General features: G+C 69.1%; 15 protein-coding genes. 11 read left to right on the forward strand and 4 right to left on the reverse strand.

Annotated features, from left to right (window positions below):
* Positions 1-48: 48 nt before the first annotated feature.
* A complete protein-coding gene (locus tag HJ588_RS15130) occupies positions 49-1,506 on the reverse strand; it encodes a GuaB1 family IMP dehydrogenase-related protein (RefSeq protein WP_171157024.1) in 1,458 nt (485 codons plus the stop codon).
* Positions 1,507-1,579: 73 nt separating this feature from the next.
* Between HJ588_RS15130 and HJ588_RS15135 the strand changes: the two genes are divergently transcribed.
* The 3 genes from HJ588_RS15135 to HJ588_RS15145 are packed head-to-tail and all read left to right on the forward strand — an operon-like array spanning position 1,580 to position 3,624.
* The gene (locus tag HJ588_RS15135) at positions 1,580-2,233 is read left to right on the forward strand and encodes an MBL fold metallo-hydrolase (RefSeq protein WP_171157027.1); all 654 of its coding nucleotides are present in this window, start codon (positions 1,580-1,582) and stop codon (positions 2,231-2,233) included.
* Positions 2,234-2,279: 46 nt separating this feature from the next.
* Entirely contained in the window at positions 2,280-2,456 is a 177-nt protein-coding gene (locus HJ588_RS15140; protein WP_171155826.1) for a hypothetical protein, read from the forward strand.
* Between the two features lie 58 nt (positions 2,457-2,514).
* Positions 2,515-3,624 (forward strand): lipid II:glycine glycyltransferase FemX, encoded by a 1,110-nt coding sequence (locus HJ588_RS15145; RefSeq protein WP_343036747.1) that lies wholly within the window; start codon positions 2,515-2,517, stop codon positions 3,622-3,624.
* Positions 3,625-3,862: 238 nt separating this feature from the next.
* Here HJ588_RS15145 and ppgK read toward each other — a convergent pair whose 3' ends face one another.
* Both ppgK and map read right to left on the reverse strand, forming a co-directional pair.
* Entirely contained in the window at positions 3,863-4,624 is a 762-nt protein-coding gene (ppgK, locus tag HJ588_RS15150; RefSeq protein ID WP_171157029.1) for a polyphosphate--glucose phosphotransferase, read from the reverse strand.
* Positions 4,625-4,665: 41 nt separating this feature from the next.
* Complete coding sequence (gene map, locus HJ588_RS15155) at positions 4,666-5,529, reverse strand: type I methionyl aminopeptidase (protein ID WP_171157031.1); 864 nt, start codon at positions 5,527-5,529, stop codon at positions 4,666-4,668.
* A gap of 49 nt (positions 5,530-5,578) precedes the next feature.
* Here map and HJ588_RS15160 point away from each other — a divergent pair, with 49 nt between their 5' ends.
* Both HJ588_RS15160 and HJ588_RS15165 read left to right on the forward strand, forming a co-directional pair.
* Positions 5,579-5,770 carry a methionine aminopeptidase gene (locus HJ588_RS15160; protein WP_265447077.1) on the forward strand — a complete coding sequence of 64 codons (192 nt, stop codon included), beginning with the start codon at positions 5,579-5,581 and terminating at the stop codon, positions 5,768-5,770.
* A 21-nt stretch (positions 5,771-5,791) separates the two neighbouring features.
* The gene (locus tag HJ588_RS15165; protein ID WP_171157036.1) at positions 5,792-7,000 is read left to right on the forward strand and encodes an MFS transporter; all 1,209 of its coding nucleotides are present in this window, start codon (positions 5,792-5,794) and stop codon (positions 6,998-7,000) included.
* A gap of 33 nt (positions 7,001-7,033) precedes the next feature.
* Here the strand turns inward: HJ588_RS15165 and HJ588_RS15170 are convergent, their stop codons facing one another.
* Positions 7,034-8,038 carry a LacI family DNA-binding transcriptional regulator gene (locus HJ588_RS15170; RefSeq protein ID WP_343036748.1) on the reverse strand — a complete coding sequence of 335 codons (1,005 nt, stop codon included), beginning with the start codon at positions 8,036-8,038 and terminating at the stop codon, positions 7,034-7,036.
* A 135-nt stretch (positions 8,039-8,173) separates the two neighbouring features.
* Between HJ588_RS15170 and HJ588_RS15175 the strand changes: the two genes are divergently transcribed.
* From HJ588_RS15175 to HJ588_RS15200, 6 genes are read left to right on the forward strand one after another with little or no spacing between them, the layout of a single operon-like run.
* The gene (locus HJ588_RS15175; RefSeq protein WP_171157037.1) at positions 8,174-9,475 is read left to right on the forward strand and encodes an extracellular solute-binding protein; all 1,302 of its coding nucleotides are present in this window, start codon (positions 8,174-8,176) and stop codon (positions 9,473-9,475) included.
* A 2-nt stretch (positions 9,476-9,477) separates the two neighbouring features.
* Positions 9,478-10,422, forward strand: a complete 945-nt coding sequence (locus tag HJ588_RS15180) for an ABC transporter permease subunit (RefSeq protein WP_171157039.1) — start codon at positions 9,478-9,480, stop codon at positions 10,420-10,422.
* Positions 10,422-11,282: a carbohydrate ABC transporter permease gene (locus tag HJ588_RS15185; protein ID WP_343036749.1), complete on the forward strand. Its 861-nt coding sequence runs from the start codon at positions 10,422-10,424 to the stop codon at positions 11,280-11,282. The genes HJ588_RS15180 and HJ588_RS15185 overlap by 1 nt, the downstream gene beginning before the upstream one ends.
* 27 nt (positions 11,283-11,309) lie before the next feature.
* On the forward strand, positions 11,310-13,673 hold the full coding sequence (locus HJ588_RS15190) for a beta-glucosidase (protein ID WP_171157041.1): 2,364 nt from the start codon (positions 11,310-11,312) through the stop codon (positions 13,671-13,673).
* Positions 13,674-13,676: 3 nt separating this feature from the next.
* Positions 13,677-14,870, forward strand: coding sequence for a xylose isomerase (gene xylA, locus HJ588_RS15195; RefSeq protein ID WP_171157043.1), 1,194 nt, complete (start codon positions 13,677-13,679; stop codon positions 14,868-14,870).
* Between the two features lie 10 nt (positions 14,871-14,880).
* On the forward strand, positions 14,881-17,124 hold the full coding sequence (locus tag HJ588_RS15200) for a glycoside hydrolase family 3 C-terminal domain-containing protein (RefSeq protein WP_171157045.1): 2,244 nt from the start codon (positions 14,881-14,883) through the stop codon (positions 17,122-17,124).
* The last annotated feature ends 10 nt before the right edge of the window (positions 17,125-17,134 follow it).

The following is a 17,134-nucleotide window of genomic DNA, read 5'->3' on the forward strand; positions in this document are numbered from 1 at the left end:
CGCCCACCGATTGCGTCCGTCGGCCGCTACCCCGAGCCGCCGCGGCGGTCACCAGGACGTCTCGCGCGGGCGACCCTCGTCATACCCGCTGGCGCTCTGCACCCCGACGACGGCACGCTCGCGAAACTCGCCGATCGTGCGGGCACCGGCGTAGGTGAAGCTCGACCGCACGCCGGCGATGATCGAGTCGATGAGGTCCTCCACTCCGGGCCGGCTCGCGTCGAGGAACATCCGCGACGAGGAGATGCCCTCCTCGAACAACGCCGACCGGGCGCGGTCGAAGGCACTGCGCGACTGTGTGCGGTTGCTCACCGCACGCGCACTCGCCATCCCGAACGACTCCTTGTAGAGCCGTCCGTCGCTCGCCTTGTTGAGATCACCGGGGCTCTCCCACGTGCCGGCGAACCACGAGCCGACCATCACCGAACCCGCACCCGCGGCGAGGGCGAGGGCGACGTCGCGCGGATACTTCACGCCACCGTCGGCCCAGACCGAGGCGCCGACTTCCGTTGCTGCTGCTGCACATTCGAGCACTGCCGAGAACTGCGGGCGTCCGACGCCGGTCATCATCCGGGTGGTGCACATCGCGCCCGGGCCGACGCCGACCTTGACGATGTCGGCCCCTGCCTCGGCCAGGTCGCGGGCGCCGTCGGCGGTGACGACGTTGCCGGCGGCGATCGGGATGCGGGTGCCGCGCTCGCCCTCGAAGGCGTGCCGCGCGGTGCGGACCACCGACAGCGCCTCGAGCATCTTGTCCTGGTGGCCGTGCGCGGTGTCGACGACGAGCACGTCGGCGCCCGCGTCCAGCGCGGCGCGAGCCTTGCCCTCGACGTCGCCGTTGATGCCGATGGCGACGCCGATGCGCAGCCGGCCCTGGTCGTCGAGCGCGGGCCGGTAGATCGCCGACCGCAGGATGCCCTTGCGGGTGAGCACCCCGGCGAGCGCGCCGTCGCGCACGACAGGAGCCAACTCGAAGTGGTGCTCGGTCAGCGCGTCGAAGGTGGCGTTGAGGTCGTCGCCGTCCTTGACCGTGAAGAGGTCGCGGGTCATCACCTCTCCGACGGTGGCGAAGCGGTCCACCTCGAGACAATGGCGCTCGGTCACCAGGCCGATCGGCGCGTGATCGGCGTCGACCACGATCGCGGTGCGGTGGGCGCGCTTGCCGATGAGCGCCAGCACGCCCCCGACCGGCGCGTCCGCGTCGACCGTCACCGGAGTCTCGTAGACCGGGTGCCGCCTCTTGACGTAGTCGACGGTTTCCCGCATCGCGTGCTCCGGGATGTCCTGCGGCAGCACGGCCATCGCGCCGCGCCGCGCCACCGTCTCGGCCATCCGGCGGCCCGCGACGGCGGTCATGTTGGCCACCACCAGCGGGATCGTCGTGCCGACGCCGTCCGGTGTGGTCAGGTCGACGTCGAGGCGGCTGGTCACCGAGGACCGCGAGGGCGCCATGAAGACGTCGTTGTAGGTCAGGTCGTATGCCGGGCGGTCGCCGAGAAACTTCACGTTCGGCAATTCTACGGGTAGGTCCGCGGGCGGGCGCCACTCGCGCCGCAGGCGCGCGGCATACGGTGCAGGAATGAACATCACACACCTCGGCCACGCCTGCCTGCTCATCGAGTCCGCCGGTAGCCGGGTCCTGGTCGACCCCGGCGCCTTCTCCTCGTATGACGACGTCACCGATCTCGACGCCGTCCTGGTCACCCACCAGCACTTCGACCACCTCGACCCCGACAAGCTCCCGGGCCTACTGCAGCGCAACCCGGGAGCGGACCTGCGCGCCGACCCTGAGACGGTGAAACTGTTGGCGGACAAGGAGATCGAGGCGAAACCGAACGTCGCGGGGGAGACCTTCGCGATCGGTCAGCTCGAGGTCACACCGGTCGGCGCGCAGCACGCGGTGATCTACGAGGAGCTGCCGCGGATCGCCAACGTCGGCCTCTACTTCAGCTCGCCGGGCGAGCCGTCGGTCTACCACCCCGGTGACGCGCTCGACGGCGCACCGGCCGGCGACGTCGACCTGCTCGCGGTGCCGGTGAGCGCGCCGTGGTGTGCGGTCAAGGAGACCATCGACTTCGTACGCCGGATCGCGCCCCAGGCGGTCATCCCGATCCACGACGGGCTCCTCACCGACACCGGCCGCTCGGTCTATCTGGGCCAGATCGAGCAGTTCGGTCGCGAGGGCGGGGTGCAGGTGCACGACCTGCGCGGGGCCGGCACCACGAATCTGTGACCGCCGGTTGTCGCCCGCATAGGTAAGCCTCACCTATGATGGTCGCGTGCCCGTCGTGACCGTGAAGAAGAAGTGCTGCGAGGACAAGCCACGCTGCAAGAAATGCCCGGTCACCATGCACCGGCTCGCCAAGGCCGGATTCGCCGAGCGGCTCGGCGGGCGACGCTACGCGCTGACCGGCAAGCCGTCGGGCAAGGTCGTCAAGGCGGCTCGCGCCCGCTGACCCGCGACTCGGCGCGGTGATTCGCACCGGCCGGTCGGCCGCCGGTAACTTGGGCGCCGTGACTTTGCGTGTGACCTCTTGCCGCGACCGCGACGTCTGGGACCGCACGGTGGTGACCTCCGGCGGCCACCCACTGCAGTTGTGGGGCTGGGGCGAACTCAAGTCGCGTTACGCCTGGAGCGCCGACCGGCTGCTCGTGCACGACGGTGACCGCCTCGTCGGTTGCGCCCAGGTGCTCTACCGCCGGCTGCCGCCGCCCCTGAAGTCGCTCGCGTACGTCCCGCGTGGCCCGGTCGCCGAGGAAGCCGATCGTGCCGCGGTGCTGACCGCGCTCGCCGACCACGTCAAGCGGGAACGCGGCTCGGTGGCGTTGTCGATCGAGCCGGACTGGGCGGAGCCGGCGTCGCCGCTTCCCAAGGCCGTCTCGGACGAGGAGGTCGCCGCGATCGAGGCGGCACCCCCGACCGGCTGGTTGCAGCAGGTCGCCGCCGCCGGCTTCTCGCGCAGCGCGAACACCGGCCTGATCCCGCGCACGCTCATCGTCGACCTGACCCCGGACGAGGACGACCTACTGGCCGCCTTCAGCTCCTCGACCCGGCAGAACGTCCGTAAATCCTTCCGCGCCAAGGACGTTCGCTTCGGTGAGGTCACCACCGACGCCGACCTCGAGCAGGTGCTGGCGATCAACCGGGAGACCGGCAAGCGCGCTGGTTTCGCCGTACACGACGACGGCTATCACCGCGCGATCCGTGACCTGATGGGGGAGCGGTCGCAGCTGCTCGCCGCGTGGGAGGGCGACGAGGTCGTCGCGTTCGTCTGGCTCGTCGTCTCCGACACCACCGCCTTCGAGCTGTATGGCGGGGTGTCACCCCGCGGCATGAAGCTGCGGCTCAACTACGGCCTGAAGTTCCACGCGATGAAACACGTGAAGGCACAAGGCGTTTCCCGCTACGACTTCAACGGTCTGCTCAACGACGGCATCTCCGACTTCAAACGGCAGTTCGCCAAGCACGAGGACCTGCTGATCGGCACCTGGGACAAGCCGCTGTCGCCGCTCTACCCGGTCTTCGCCTCCGCGCTGCCCAAGGTGCGGCACGCGCTCAAGCGAGGCATCCCGGCGGCCAAGCAGAAGGTCGCGGCCCAGCGGGCGAGGCTCGGCGGGCGCTGATCTCGATACGCGGCTCGTTCCTCGCCGCTACTCGATCAGCGAGTTGAGTCTCGCCGCTACTCGACCAGCGGGTTGAGCCCGGCCGCTACTCGACCAGCGGGTTGAGCCCGGCCGCTACTCGACCAGCGGGTTGAGCCCGGCCGCTACTCGACCAGCGGGTTGAGCCCGGCCGCTACTCGATCAGCGGGTTGGGGGCTGGTCTCGATACGCGGCTCGTTCCTCGCCGCTACTCGATCAGCTATTCGGCGTCCGCCTGATGGGCCAGCCAGGCGGCCCCGACGATGCCGGCGGCGTTCTGCAGCTGCGCGGCGACGATCGGTGCCCGCAGGTGCAGCAACGGCAGGAACTTGTCAGCCTTCTTGGAGACGCCGCCGCCGACCACGATCAGGTCCGGCCACAGCAGGTCCTCGATGTGGCTGAAGTAGCGCTGCAGCCGCTCCGCCCACTTCTCCCAGGACAGATCGTCCTTCTCCCGCGCGCTCTCGGCCGCCTTGGACTCGGCGTCGTGTCCGTCGATCTCGAGGTGGCCGAGCTCCGAATTAGCAACCAGCACACCGTAATTAAGCAACGCCGACCCGATACCGGTGCCGAGGGTCGACACCAGCACGAGGCCGTCGGTGTTGCGCGCCGCGCCGTAGTGCAGCTCGCCGACACCCGCCGCGTCCGCGTCGTTGACGACGGTCACCGTGCGGCCGAGCTTCTTGCTGAAGAGTTCCTCGACGTTGGTGCCGATCCATGACCGGTCGATGTTCGCGGCCGTGCGCACGACGCCGTGGGTGACCACCGCCGGCAGCGTGATGCCGATCGGCTCCTTGCCGGTCTCGGCAGCGAAGTTGTCGGCGATCTGCGCGATGATGTCCGCGACCGCGTCCGGCGTCGACTCCTCGGGAGTCTCGATGCGCAGCCGGTCCTTGGCGAACTCGCCCTTGTCCAGGTCGACCGGTGCGCCCTTGATGCCGGTGCCGCCGACGTCGATCCCGAGTGGGTAGGTCTTGCTCATGGCAGTGCGGACTCCTTCGTCGTGTCGTGCGCCGAGAAACCTTACGGCAGTGTGAGGATCTCCGGGCCGGACTCGGTGATCAGGATGGTGTGCTCGAACTGCGCCGAGCGCCGCTTGTCCTTGGTCACCACGGTCCAGCCGTCGTCCCAGAGGTCCCAGTCGGCGGTGCCGAGGTCGAGCATCGGCTCGACGGTGAAGGTCATCCCGGGCTGGATGACGTCCGCGTGCGCCGGGGCCGAGTCGTAGTGGGGGATGATCAGCCCGGAGTGGAAGACCGGGCCGACCCCGTGACCGGTGTAGTCGCGCACCACGCCATACCCGAAGCGCGAGGCGTACATCTCGATGACCCGGCCGATGACGTTGACCTCGCGCCCCGGCTTGGCGGCCTTGATGCCGCGCATCATCGCCTCCTCGGTGCGCTCGACCAGCAGCCGGGACTCCTCGTCGACGTCGCCGACCAGGAAGGTCGCGCAGTTGTCGCCGTGCGCGCCGTCCTTGTAGGCGGTGATGTCGATCTTGACGATGTCGCCGTCCTGCAGCTCGCGGTCGTCGGGGATGCCGTGGCAGATCACCTCGTTGACGCTGGTGCAGAGCGACTTGGGGAAGCCGCGGTAACCCAGCGTCGAGGGATAGGCGCCGTGGTCGAGGACGAACTCGTGCCCGATGCGGTCGAGTTCGTCGGTGGTGACGCCGGGCCGTACGGCGGCGCCCGCGGCCTGCAGAGCCTGCGCCGCGATCCGCGAGGAGACCCGGATCCGCTCGATCAGGTCGGGGTCGCGCACCTCCGAACCAGTGAACTCCGCCGGGGCGGGACGGTCGACGTACTCGGGGCGGGCGATGCTCGCCGGCACCGGGCGTCGGGGACTGAGCCGACCGGGTCGGACGGGAGTGCTGGTCGCGGACATATGGTGCAGTCTAAGGAGCAAGACAGCGCGCACCGCGCATCCGTCATGAGTGAGGAGCACCGAAGTGGCCTACTGGTTCAACGTCGACACGCGTCAGGTGGAGAAGGACGGGGAGACCGACCCCAAGGCGAAGCTGCTCGGCCCGTACGACTCCGAGGACGAGGCGCGCAACGCGCTGGAGTCGGCGCGCGAGCGCACCGAGGAGTGGGACAAGGCCGACAAGGAGTGGAACGAAGGCTGAGCGCTCCTTCGTAAGGCGTCGGTGCTGACGCCCTACCGGGCACTGCTCGCGGTGCCCGGTGCACGCACCTTCCTACTCGGCTCCGGCATCGCCCGCCTCGGCGGCGCGATGTTCGGAGTCGCAGTGGTTGCAATGGTTTCCGGCCGACGTGGCTCCTATGGGCTGGCCGGTGCGGTGTCCGCGGTCGGTCTGGTCGTGCTCGCGGCCACCGCGTCGAGCGTCGGTCGGGTCATCGACCGGCGGGGTCAGCGCCGGGTCACGCTGCCACTCACCGCGTGGAGCACCCTCTGGGGTGCCGCCCTGATCGTCGCCTCGTGGGTCGGCGCCCCCGACTGGACGCTGTTCGTCGGCTACGGGCTGTCCGCGGTGGTCGTCTCGACCGGGTCGATGAGCCGCGCGCGGTGGTCCTACCTGCTGGCGGACAGCCCCGGCCGGCTGCACACCGCGATGTCGCTGGAGCAGGTGCTCGACGAACTGTCGTTCGTGGTGGGGCCCGCCGTCGCAGTGTTGCTCGCGACCACCATCGAGCCGGAGGCCGGGCTCATCGCCGCGTTCGTCCTGTATGCCGTGGGCGCTCTCGTCTTCGTGTCCGCCCGGTCGACCGAGCCGCCGGTGCACCGCGAGGAGGGCGCGGTCGCGGCACTCGTCATACGCAATCCGGCGGTGCTGGTCGTGGCGACGGTCATGGTGCTTACGGGTGGCATCTTCGGCTCGAACGAGGTTGTCACGCTTGCCTTTTCGGGTGAGCTCGGCCGCAAGGACCTGGCCGGGCTGATCCTCGCGGTGTTCGCGATCGGCTCGGCGACCTCGGCGCTGGTCGTCGGCGCGCGCGCCACCCGAGGGTCGCTGGCTCGCGCGCTCGTGCTCGGCACCGGCGGGATGTTCCTGCTCGAGGCACCGGTCCTGCTCGTGACCTCGCTGCCCGCGCTCGCCGCCGTGCTCCTCGTCGCCGGCATCGCCACGGCACCGACCCTGATCACCTCGATGAAGCTGGCCCAGGCGCTCGTGCCGCCCTCACAGGTCAACGAGTCGATGGGCCTGGTCTTCACCGGCACCGTGGTCGGCGTCGCCGCGGGCTCCGCGATCAGCGGCGCGGTCGTCCAGCACGCCGGCGCCCGAGCCGGCTACCTCGTGCCGGTGCTCTCCGGGCTGGGCGCCCTCCTGCTCGCCGGTGCCTGCTACCGGCTGCTGCACCGGACCCGTGAATACGCCAGCCCTGGCGATGTGTGAAAGGCACTGAAAGCAGCTGCGCCCCAACCGTTTTCAGCGGGGTGGCGCCGTCGTCTCGCGCACGATCAGCTCGGTCTCCAGCTGGAACGGGTGCGCGAAGGCACCCGGGTCCTCGGCGAGCGCCACGACGCGCTCGACGGCGACCTTGCCCATCGCGGCCAGCGGCTGACGGACCGTGGTCATCGGCACGGGCGCCCACCGCGCCATGATCGTGTCGTCGAAACCGACGATGGACAGGTCGTCGGGCACGGCGAGGCCGCGCTCGGTGGCCGCCCGAAGGGTGCCGAGCGCGCTCGCGTCGCTCGAGGCGAAGATCGCGGTCGGCCGGTCGGGCAGGGCCAGCAGCTGATGGCCGGCGTGGCGGGCCTGCTCCACGGCATACAGGTCACCGGCGCGCAGCTCCGGTGACGGCTCGATCCCGTGATCGATCAGGGCGCTGGTGTAGCCGTGCAGTCGCTCGCGTGCGGGCAATGAGGTCGGCGGCCCGTCGACGAAGCCGATCCGGCGATGCCCGAGCGAGATGAGGTGCTCCGTCGCGGCGCGGCCGCCGGCCCAGTTGGTCGCCGAGATCGACACGACCGATTTGCTCACCGTGCCGATCGGGTCGACGACCACCAGCGCGAGCCCGGCCTGCGCGCACCACTCGACCTCGCGATCGGTGAGTGGCGTTGTCACCGCGATGATTCCGCCGACACCGCGAGCGGCCGCGGCGTCGAACCAGGCCTTGCTGAGCGCTCGCGGCTCGATGTCCTCGATGACCCGCTCGACGGTCAGCGACTGCCGCGAACGCGCGGCCGCCTCGGTGGCGCCGCTCATCACCGCCAGCGAGTAGGGGCTGACCAGATCGTCGAAGAGCATCAGCACCGACGGCAGCCGGCGGCGGGCCCGATGGCGTGATTGGTAGCCGAGGGTCGCGGCCGACCGCAGCACCCGCTCCTGCGTCTCCGGGCTGACGTCGGGACGGCCGTTGAGCACCTTCGACGCCGTCGACATCGAGACGCCCGCGTCGTCCGCCACTGCGCGCAGATTCGCGCTCACCCACTGCTCCTTGTCGGTTGTGAAGACTTGCCAAAGCCCTTGACCGGCCGGTCGGGCGGGTCTACGGTACCCGCACTCGAAAGTTTTCGGAAAATATTTCGTGAGCGTTTTCGCAACGAAGCGAAGGAGCCGTCCATGTCCGTCTCTCGTCGTCAGCTTCTGAAAGGTGCGGTCGCCAGCGCGCCGCTCTTCGCCCTCGCCGCCTGCGGCAGTAAGGCGGGCCAGGCAGGGGGTGGGTCCGCGGGGCTCAGCGCCTGGGCACTCACCGGAGGCCCCGAGCAGGTCTTCAAGGACACCTTTGCCGCGTGGAACTCCGCCAACCCCGATCACAAGTTCACCGTGCAGTACTTCGCCAACGACTCCTACAAGCAGAAGATCCGCACGTCGGTCGGCTCCGGCAACGGCCCGACGCTGATCTACTCGTGGGCCGGCGGCACGCTCAAGGACTACGTCGCGAGCAAGGACGTGGTCGACCTCACCGACAAGATCCCCAATCTCACCAAGCGGGTGATCCCGTCGGTGCTCGATGTGGGGAAGGTCGACGGCAAGGTCTACGCGGTGCCGATCAACAACTCCCAGCCGGTGCTCTTCTACTACAACAAGCTGCTGTTCAAGCAGGCCGGTGTGCAGGTGCCGACCACCTTCGGCCAGCTGCTGAGCGCGGTCCGGACCTTCAAGGCCAAGGGCATCCTGCCGATCGCGCTCGCCGGCCAGAGTCAGTGGCCGGAGCTGATGTGGATCGAATACCTGGTGGACCGGATCGGCGGCCCGGAGCCCTTCAAGAAGGTGTTTGAGCAGACCAAGGGCGCGTGGTCGGACCCGGCCTTCAGCAAGGCCTTCGAGAAGCTGAAGCAGCTCATCGACGCCGGCGCGTTCGGCAACCGGTTCGGCTCCGTGGTCGCCGACAACAACGCCGATGCCGCGCTGGTCTACACCAACAAGGCCGCGATGCTGTTGCAGGGCAGCTGGGTCTACACCACCTTCACGGGTGACGCCGCCGCGTGGGTCAAGCAGGGCAATCTCGGCTGGTTCGACTTCCCGACGGTCGAGGGCGGGGTCGGCGACAAGAGCGACGTCTACGGCAACCCGTCCAACTACTTCTCGGTCTCGGCCAAGGCGTCGAAGCAGAACCAGGACCAGGCGGCGAAATTCCTCGACACTTACAACCTCAACGACAAGGCATGCAAGGAACTCATCGACATGGGCCTGGTCCCCGCGGTGCAGAACATCGAGGGCCAGCTCGCGGCCAGCAAGGACAAGGACTTCCTCGAATACACCTACACCATGACGCAGAACGCGAAGTCGTTCCAATTGTCCTGGGACCAGGCGCTTTCGGACTCCCAGGCGCAGACGCTGCTCACCAAGCTGTCGCAGTTCTTCCTCGGCCAGGCCACGGGAGCGCAGTACATCGCGGCGATGAACGGCACGATCAAATGAGTATGCCGGGAAGCACCCTCGCCCCGCCCGCCGCTCCCGGCGAGCGCTCGGCCGCATCGGTCACGAGTCACGTCTCCGGCCGCCGCGGGCCCAGCCTGTGGATGCTCGTCCCGGCCATGGCGTTCTTCGCCTTCTTCGGTCTCGTGCCGCTGCTCGGCACCGTGGTCCTGTCGTTCTTCACCTGGAACGGCCTCGGCACGCCGTCGTTCGCCGGGCTCGACAACTGGACCACGGTGCTGCAGCGCAGCGCGACCTACCACGCACTGTGGCTGACCATCCTGATGTGCGCGGCCACCTTCGTCGTGCAGTTCCCGATCAGCCTGCTGCTGGGTGTGTTCATGGCCGGCCGGCAGCGCTACCGCGCGGTCTTCTCCGTGCTCTACTTCCTGCCGCTGCTGTTCTCCGCGACAGCCATCGGCATCGCCTTCAAGAACCTGCTCGACCCCAACTTCGGGTTGTCCAGTGCCTTGCATCTCGGTGTGCTGCAACAGGATTGGCTCGGCTCGCCGGGGCTGGCGTTCTGGGTGGTGATCCTGGTCGTCTCGTGGTGCTTCATCCCGTTCCACTCCCTGCTCTACCAGGCGGGCGCGCGGCAGATCCCGCAGACGATGTACGAAGCGGCCCAGCTGGACGGTGCCGGACGGGTGCGCTGCTTCTTCAGCATCACCCTGCCGCAGCTGAAGTACACGATCGTCACCAGCACCACGCTGATGGTCGTGGGAACGCTCACCTCCTTCGACCTGATCTACGTGATGACCAACGGTGGCCCCGGTGACGCGACGCGGATCCTGCCGGTCGACATGTATCTCCAGGGTTTCCAGAGCAATCAGATGGGCCTGGCCAGCGTCATCGCGGCGATCCTCATCGCGCTCGGTCTCACCTTCTCGCTGGTGCTCAACCGGCTGAGCGGCAGCGACCGCATGGAGAGCCAGATGGAGGGCATGTGATGACCCGCGACGTGGTGAACCGCCGACCCAACCTGCCCGGTGGCCTGCTGGGCTTCCTCTGGCTGATCCTCACCATCGGCCCGATCTACTACGTGGTGATCACCAGCCTGAAGTCGCAGAGCGACTACTACGACTCCAATGCGCTCGGTCTGCCGACCAATCCGACGTTGCGGGCCTACCGCACCGTGCTGCAGAACGACTTCCTGCGCTACTTCCTCAACAGTCTCGTCGTCGCCGTCGTGACCGTGGCGGTGGTGGTCGCGATCTCACTCATGGCCAGCTACGTGATCGTCCGCCGAGTGTCCGCCGTGGCACGTCTGTCGCAGCGAATCTTCTTGCTGGGCATAGCGATTCCGATCCAGGCGACGATCGTGCCGGTCTACTACCTGATCGTGCAGCTCGGTCTCTACGACACGTTGCCGGCGCTGATCCTGCCCGGCATCGCGTTCGCCATCCCGATCACCGTCCTGATCCTCGTCAACTACCTGCGGGACATCCCGGTCGAGCTCTACGACTCGATGCAGGCCGACGGGGCGAGCGACTGGCGCACCTTCGTCAGCCTCGTCATCCCGCTGTCGCGGCCGGCGATCGTGACAGTGGCGATCTACGACGCCCTCAACTGCTGGAACGGCTTCCTCTTCCCGCTGATCCTCACCCAGAGCGAGAACGTGCGCACCCTGCCGCTGTCGCTGTGGAGCTACCAGGGCGAGTTCAGCTCCGACACCCCGCCGTGCTGGCCGCAGTGGTGCTCTCCTGCCTGCCGATCCTCGCGGCATACATCGTCGGCCGCCGCCAGCTGGTGGCCGGCCTCACCGCCGGATTCGGCAAGTGACCCAAAGTCCGTGACCAACGTTCCATGACCCATGACCCACGCCCAAGGAGACCGTATGACGCAGGCCCCGTGGCGCGACCCCTCGCGCTCACTCGACGAGCGCGTCGAGTCGCTGCTCGCCGAGCTCAGCACGGAGGAGAAGGTCGCCCAGCTCGGCTCGTTCTGGGAGCGGCCCGCCGACCCCGACGCCGAGGGTGACGTCGCACCGATGCAGTCGGCCTTCGACGAAGGCCGGCGGACCCTGGCGGAGGCCGCGTCGAACGGTCTCGGGCACCTCACCCGGCCGTACGGATCGGCACCGGTCGATCCCGTGCAAGGGGCCCAATTGCTCCGTGCCGCACAGGAATTCGTGGCGGACAACAACCGGCTCGGCATCCCGGCGATCGCACACGACGAGTGCCTCACCGGCTTCACGATGCTCGGGGCGACCTGCTATCCGGCTGCCATCGCGTGGGGTGCGTCGTTCGAGCCGGCGCTGGTGCACGAGATGGCGCGGCGGATCGGCGCCGACATGCACGCGCTCGGGGTGCACCAGGGCTTGTCGCCGGTGCTGGACGTGGTGCGGGACTACCGCTGGGGCCGGGTCGAGGAGACGATGGGGGAGGACCCCTACGTCGTCGGGACGCTCGGGACCGCCTACGTGCAGGGGCTGCAGGAGTCCGGGGTGATCGCCACGCTCAAGCACTTCGCCGGCTACTCGGCCTCCCGTGCCGGGCGCAATCATGCGCCGGTGTCGATCGGGCGCCGGGAGTTGGAGGACGTGATTCTCGTGCCGTTCGAGATGGCCGTGCGGCTGGGCCGGGCCGGGTCGGTGATGAACTCCTACTCCGACGTGGACGGCGAGCCACCGGCGGCGTCATACCGGATGTTGACCGAAATCCTCAGGGATCGTTGGGGATTCGACGGCACGGTCGTCTCCGACTACTGGGCGGTGACCTTCCTCGACACCATGCACCGGGTCGCCGCATCCCATGCCGACGCCGGAGAGCAGGCGCTGGCCGCGGGGCTCGACGTGGAGCTGCCGGAGACAAGCTGCTTCACCGATCTGGCCGACGCCGTCCTCGCGGGCCGCGTCGACCCGGAAGTGCTGGACACCGCGGTGCGGCGCGTGCTGCGCCAGAAGGTGCAGCTGGGGCTGGTGGACGACGGCTGGTCACCCGCGCCCGACGCTCAGGCATCGGCAGCGATCGAGGTCGACAGCGACGACAATCGCGCCCATGCTCGTCGTATGGCGGAACGCTCGATCGTGCTGGTGCGCAACGAGTCCGGCCTGCTCCCGCTCGGCTCCAGTGCACGCCGGATCGGCCTCATCGGACCGTCCGCGGTGCAACCGCGCACCTACCTCGGGTGCTACACCTTCCCCAACCACGTGCTGTCCCGCTACGCCGAACACGGTGCCGGCATCGCACTGCAGACCGTGCTCGACGCTCTCCGGGAGGAGCTGCCGGAGGCGGAGGTCGAGCACGCCGGCGGCGTCGACTTCACCGACCCCGACACGTCAGGCATCGCCGAGGCGCTCGATCTCGTGACCCGCAGCGACCTCGTGGTGCTGACCGTGGGCGACCTGGCGGGCCTCTTCGGCCGGGGCACCTCGGGCGAAGGCTGCGACGTGGTCGATCTCGCGCTGCCGGGTGCCCAGCCGCAGCTGGTCTCTGCCGTGCTCGACGCGGCCGCAGAGCGTGGCGTTCCCGTGGTGCTGGTGCTGATCACCGGAAGGCCTTATGCCGTAGGCGAATACGTCGATCGGTGCTCGGCCATCGTCCAGGCGTTCATGCCCGGCGAGGAAGGCGGCGCGGCGATCGCCGGCGTGCTGAGCGGCCGGGTCAACCCGAGCGGGAAACTGCCCGTCGGCCTGCCGGCGCTCCGCGGCGGCCAGCCCGGCACCTATCTCGGGCCGCTACTCGCGACCGCGAACGACGGCGTCTCCAACCTCGACCCGCGTCCCGCCTTCGCCTTCGGGCACGGCCTCAGCTACACCACGTTCGACGTCGTCGACCTGACCCTGTCCAGCGACACCATCGCAGCCGACGGCGAGCTCGAGGTCGGCGTGACGGTGCGCAACACCGGCGACCGGCCCGGCGCCGAGGTGGTGCAGCTCTACCTGTCCGACCCGGTCGCACAGGTCGTCCGTCCCGTGCGCCTGCTCGCCGGTTTTGCGAAGGTCGACCTCGAGCCGGACACCGAGGCTCGCGTGACCTTCCACCTGCACGCCGACCGGCTCTCCTTCACCGGCCGTGACGGTCGCCGGGTCGTCGAGCCGGGCGACGTCGACGTCGCCGTCGGCACGTCGAGCGACGACCTGCCATTGGTCGAGTCGTTCCGCGTCGAGGGCCCGCTACGGGTCGTGCCGGAAGGACGACAACTGGACACACCGGTCGCTGTCAGCGAAGCGAAATCCATGATGAGAGTGAGGAATTGACGTATGACGACCCCTACTGCCACGCCGACTCCGGCGGACAAGTTCTCCTTCGGTCTGTGGACCGTCGGCTGGACCGGTGCCGACCCGTTCGGTGCCGCAACGCGTGCGCCGCTCGAGCCGTGGGACTACGTGAAGCAGCTCGGCGAGCTCGGGGTGTGGGGCATCACCTTCCACGACAACGACGTCTTCCAGTTCGACGCGGACGAGCAGACGAAGCGCTCCCGCGTCACGCAGCTCAAGGAAGCCTGCGACAGTGCGGGCATCGTGATCGAGATGGTCACCACCAACACCTTCACCCATCCGGTCTTCAAGGACGGTGGACTGACCAGCAACGACCGGGGAGTGCGGCGCTTCGGGCTGCGCAAGATCCTGCAGGCGGTCGACCTCGCCGCCGAGTGCGGCGCCAGCACGTTCGTGATGTGGGGCGGCCGTGAGGGCGCGGAGTATGACGGCAGCAAGAACCTCCATGCCGCGTTCGACCGTTACAAGGAGGGCCTGGACACCGTTGCGTCATACATCAAGGAGCGGGGGTACGACCTGCGGATTGCGTTGGAACCCAAGCCGAACGAGCCTCGCGGCGACATCCTGCTGCCGACCGTCGGACACGCCCTCGCCTTGATCGCCGAGTTGGACAACGGCGACATCGTCGGGCTCAACCCGGAGACGGGGCACGAGCAGATGGCCAACCTCAACTACAGCCACCAGCTCGCGCAGGCGCTGTGGAGCGGCAAGCTCTTCCACCTGGACCTCAACGGCCAGCGCGGCCTGAAGTACGACCAGGACCTGGTCTTCGGTCACGGTGACCTGCTGTCGGCGTTCTTCACGGTGGACCTGCTCGAGAACGGCTTCCCCGGGCAGCCCGACGCACCGCGCTACACCGGACCGCGACACTTCGACTACAAGCCCTCGCGCACCGAGAACATGCAGGGCGTGTGGGATTCGGCGCGGGCCTGCATGTCGACCTACCTGCTGCTCGCCGACAAGGCGCGCGCCTTCCGCGCCGACCCCAGGGTCACCGAGGCGATGGACTACGCGGGCGTCAGCTCGCTGCAGCAACCCACGCTCGACGCGGGGGAGTCGGTGAGTGACTTCCTGGCCGCAACGGACGAGACGTTCGACGTCGAGGCGGCCGCGGACCGCGACTACGGCTTCGTGCGCCTCAACCAGCTCGCCGTCGAGCACCTGACCGGACGCTGAAAGGACCGCAGTGACAACGCAATCGACACCACCGGCCGAGGTCGACGTCGCGGCGCTCCCACTGGAGACCAAGGCGGAGCTCTTCGCCGGGAAGAACTTCTGGGCCACGGTCGACGTGCCGGACGCCGGGATCGAGAGCGTGCAGGTCGCGGACGGTCCGCACGGCCTGCGCAAGGCGACCGGTGACGAGCTCGGGCTCAACGAGGCCGCGCCGGCGACCTGCTTCCCGCCGGCCGTCGCGGTCGGGAACAGCTGGAGCACGGACGCCGCTCGGCAGGTCGGGGCGGCGATCGCCGTCGAGGCCCGCGCGCTCGGGGTCGACATCGTGCTCGGCCCGGGCGTCAACATCAAGCGCACGCCGCTGTGCGGTCGCAACTTCGAGTACTACTCGGAGGACCCGTTGCTCGCGGGGACGCTGGGCGCGGCCCATGTCGAGGCTCAGCAGGGCGGCGGGGTCGGGGCGTCGGTGAAACACTTCGCGGCCAACAACCAGGAGACCGAGCGGATGCGCGTCGACGCGCAGATCGACGAACGGACGCTGCGGGAGATCTACCTGCCGGCGTTCGAGCGGGTCGTGCGAGAGAACCGCGCGGCGACGGTCATGGCGTCGTACAACAAGATCAACGGCACGCACGCGACCGAGAACCCGTGGCTGCTCACCGAAGTCCTCAGGGAACAGTGGGGATTCGACGGTCTGGTGATGTCCGACTGGGGTGCGGTCGAGGACCCGGTGGCGTCGGTGGCCGCCGGCCTCGACCTGCAGATGCCGGGCCCGGCGTCCGCCTCCGCGTCGGCAATTGTGGACGCGGTGCGGTCCGGCGACCTGGCCGAGGCCGACCTCGACCGCGCCGTCGCCAGCGTCCTCGCGCTGCGGCGCTGGAGCGCCGGCCGCGGCGGTGACTTCGACGTCGACGCCCATCACGCGATCGCGCGTGAGGTGGCGGCATCGTGTGCGGTGCTGCTGAAGAACGACGGCGACGTCCTGCCCCTGCGCCCGGAGACGTCGGTGGCGGTGATCGGGGAGTTTGCCCGCACCCCGCGGTTCCAGGGCGGCGGGAGCTCGCGCGTCAACCCCACGCGGGTCGAGGGCGCCTGGGAGACGATCCGGTCGCGGGTCGGCGACGGCGCGGTGTTCGCCGCGGGCTTCACGCTCGACGGCAGTGGCGATGCTGAGTCGCTCCGCAGCGAAGCGGTCGCTGCCGCTCGAAATGCCGTCGTCGCAGTGGTTTTCGCCGGTCTCGCGGACGACGACGAGTCCGAGGGCTTCGACCGCGACCGGCTGAGCCTGCCGGAGGACCAGGTGGAGCTGATCCGGGCGGTGGCGGCCGCCGCCCCGCGCACAGTGGTGGTGCTGTCGCACGGCGGCGTCGTGACGCTCGAAGGCTGGCACGACGACGTCGACGCGGTGCTCGACGGCTTCCTGCTCGGGCAGGCGGGTGGCGCCGCGCTCGTCGACCTGATCTACGGCGCGAGCAACCCGTCCGGGCGCCTCTCGGAGACGATCCCGACCAGCCTCGAGAGCACGTCGGCATACCTCAATTTCCCCGGCGATCATCGCGAAGTGCGTTACGGCGAGGGCGTTTTCGTGGGTTACCGCGCCTACCAGACCGTCGGCACGCTGGTGCGTTACCCCTTCGGGCACGGGCTGAGCTACACGACCTTCGGCACCACCGACCTTGCTGCCGAGGCGACCGGTCCGGTGTCGGCACGCGTCACCGCGACGGTGACCAACACCGGAACACGGGAGGGCCGGCAGGTCGTGCAACTGTATGTCGGTGCTCCCGCAGGCCCGGTGCACCGCCCGCGGCGCGAACTGCGCGCGTTCACGTCGGTCACCCTGGCGCCGGGACAGTCCGAGCAGGTGAGCTTCGAGCTCGACAGCCGGGCGTTCGCCTACTGGGACGTCGACGACGCACAGTGGGTGGTGCCGGCCGGTCGCTACCGGATCGAGATCGGCGACAACGCGCGGGACATCGTCGCGGCGGCCGAGGTCGAGCTGGACGGCAACGAGCCGGTGCGGGCGCTGACCCGCAAGTCCTCGATCGACGAATGGCTGGACCACCCGGTGATCGGCGGCGACCTGCTCGCCGAAGAGCTCGCAAAACTGTTGCCGGAGAAGGAAGCCGCGATGATGCGGGCCAACCCCGCGGTGCTGCGGCTGATGGGTTCGATGCCCGCCGACAAGGCGCTCACGATGTTCGGCGCGGACGACGCGGTGCCGGCCCTCGACGAGCTCGCGGCGCGCACGAGGTGACGGTCACCTG

Origin of the sequence: Flexivirga aerilata (assembly GCF_013002715.1) — a bacterium.
GTDB lineage: Bacteria > Actinomycetota > Actinomycetes > Actinomycetales > Dermatophilaceae > Flexivirga > Flexivirga aerilata.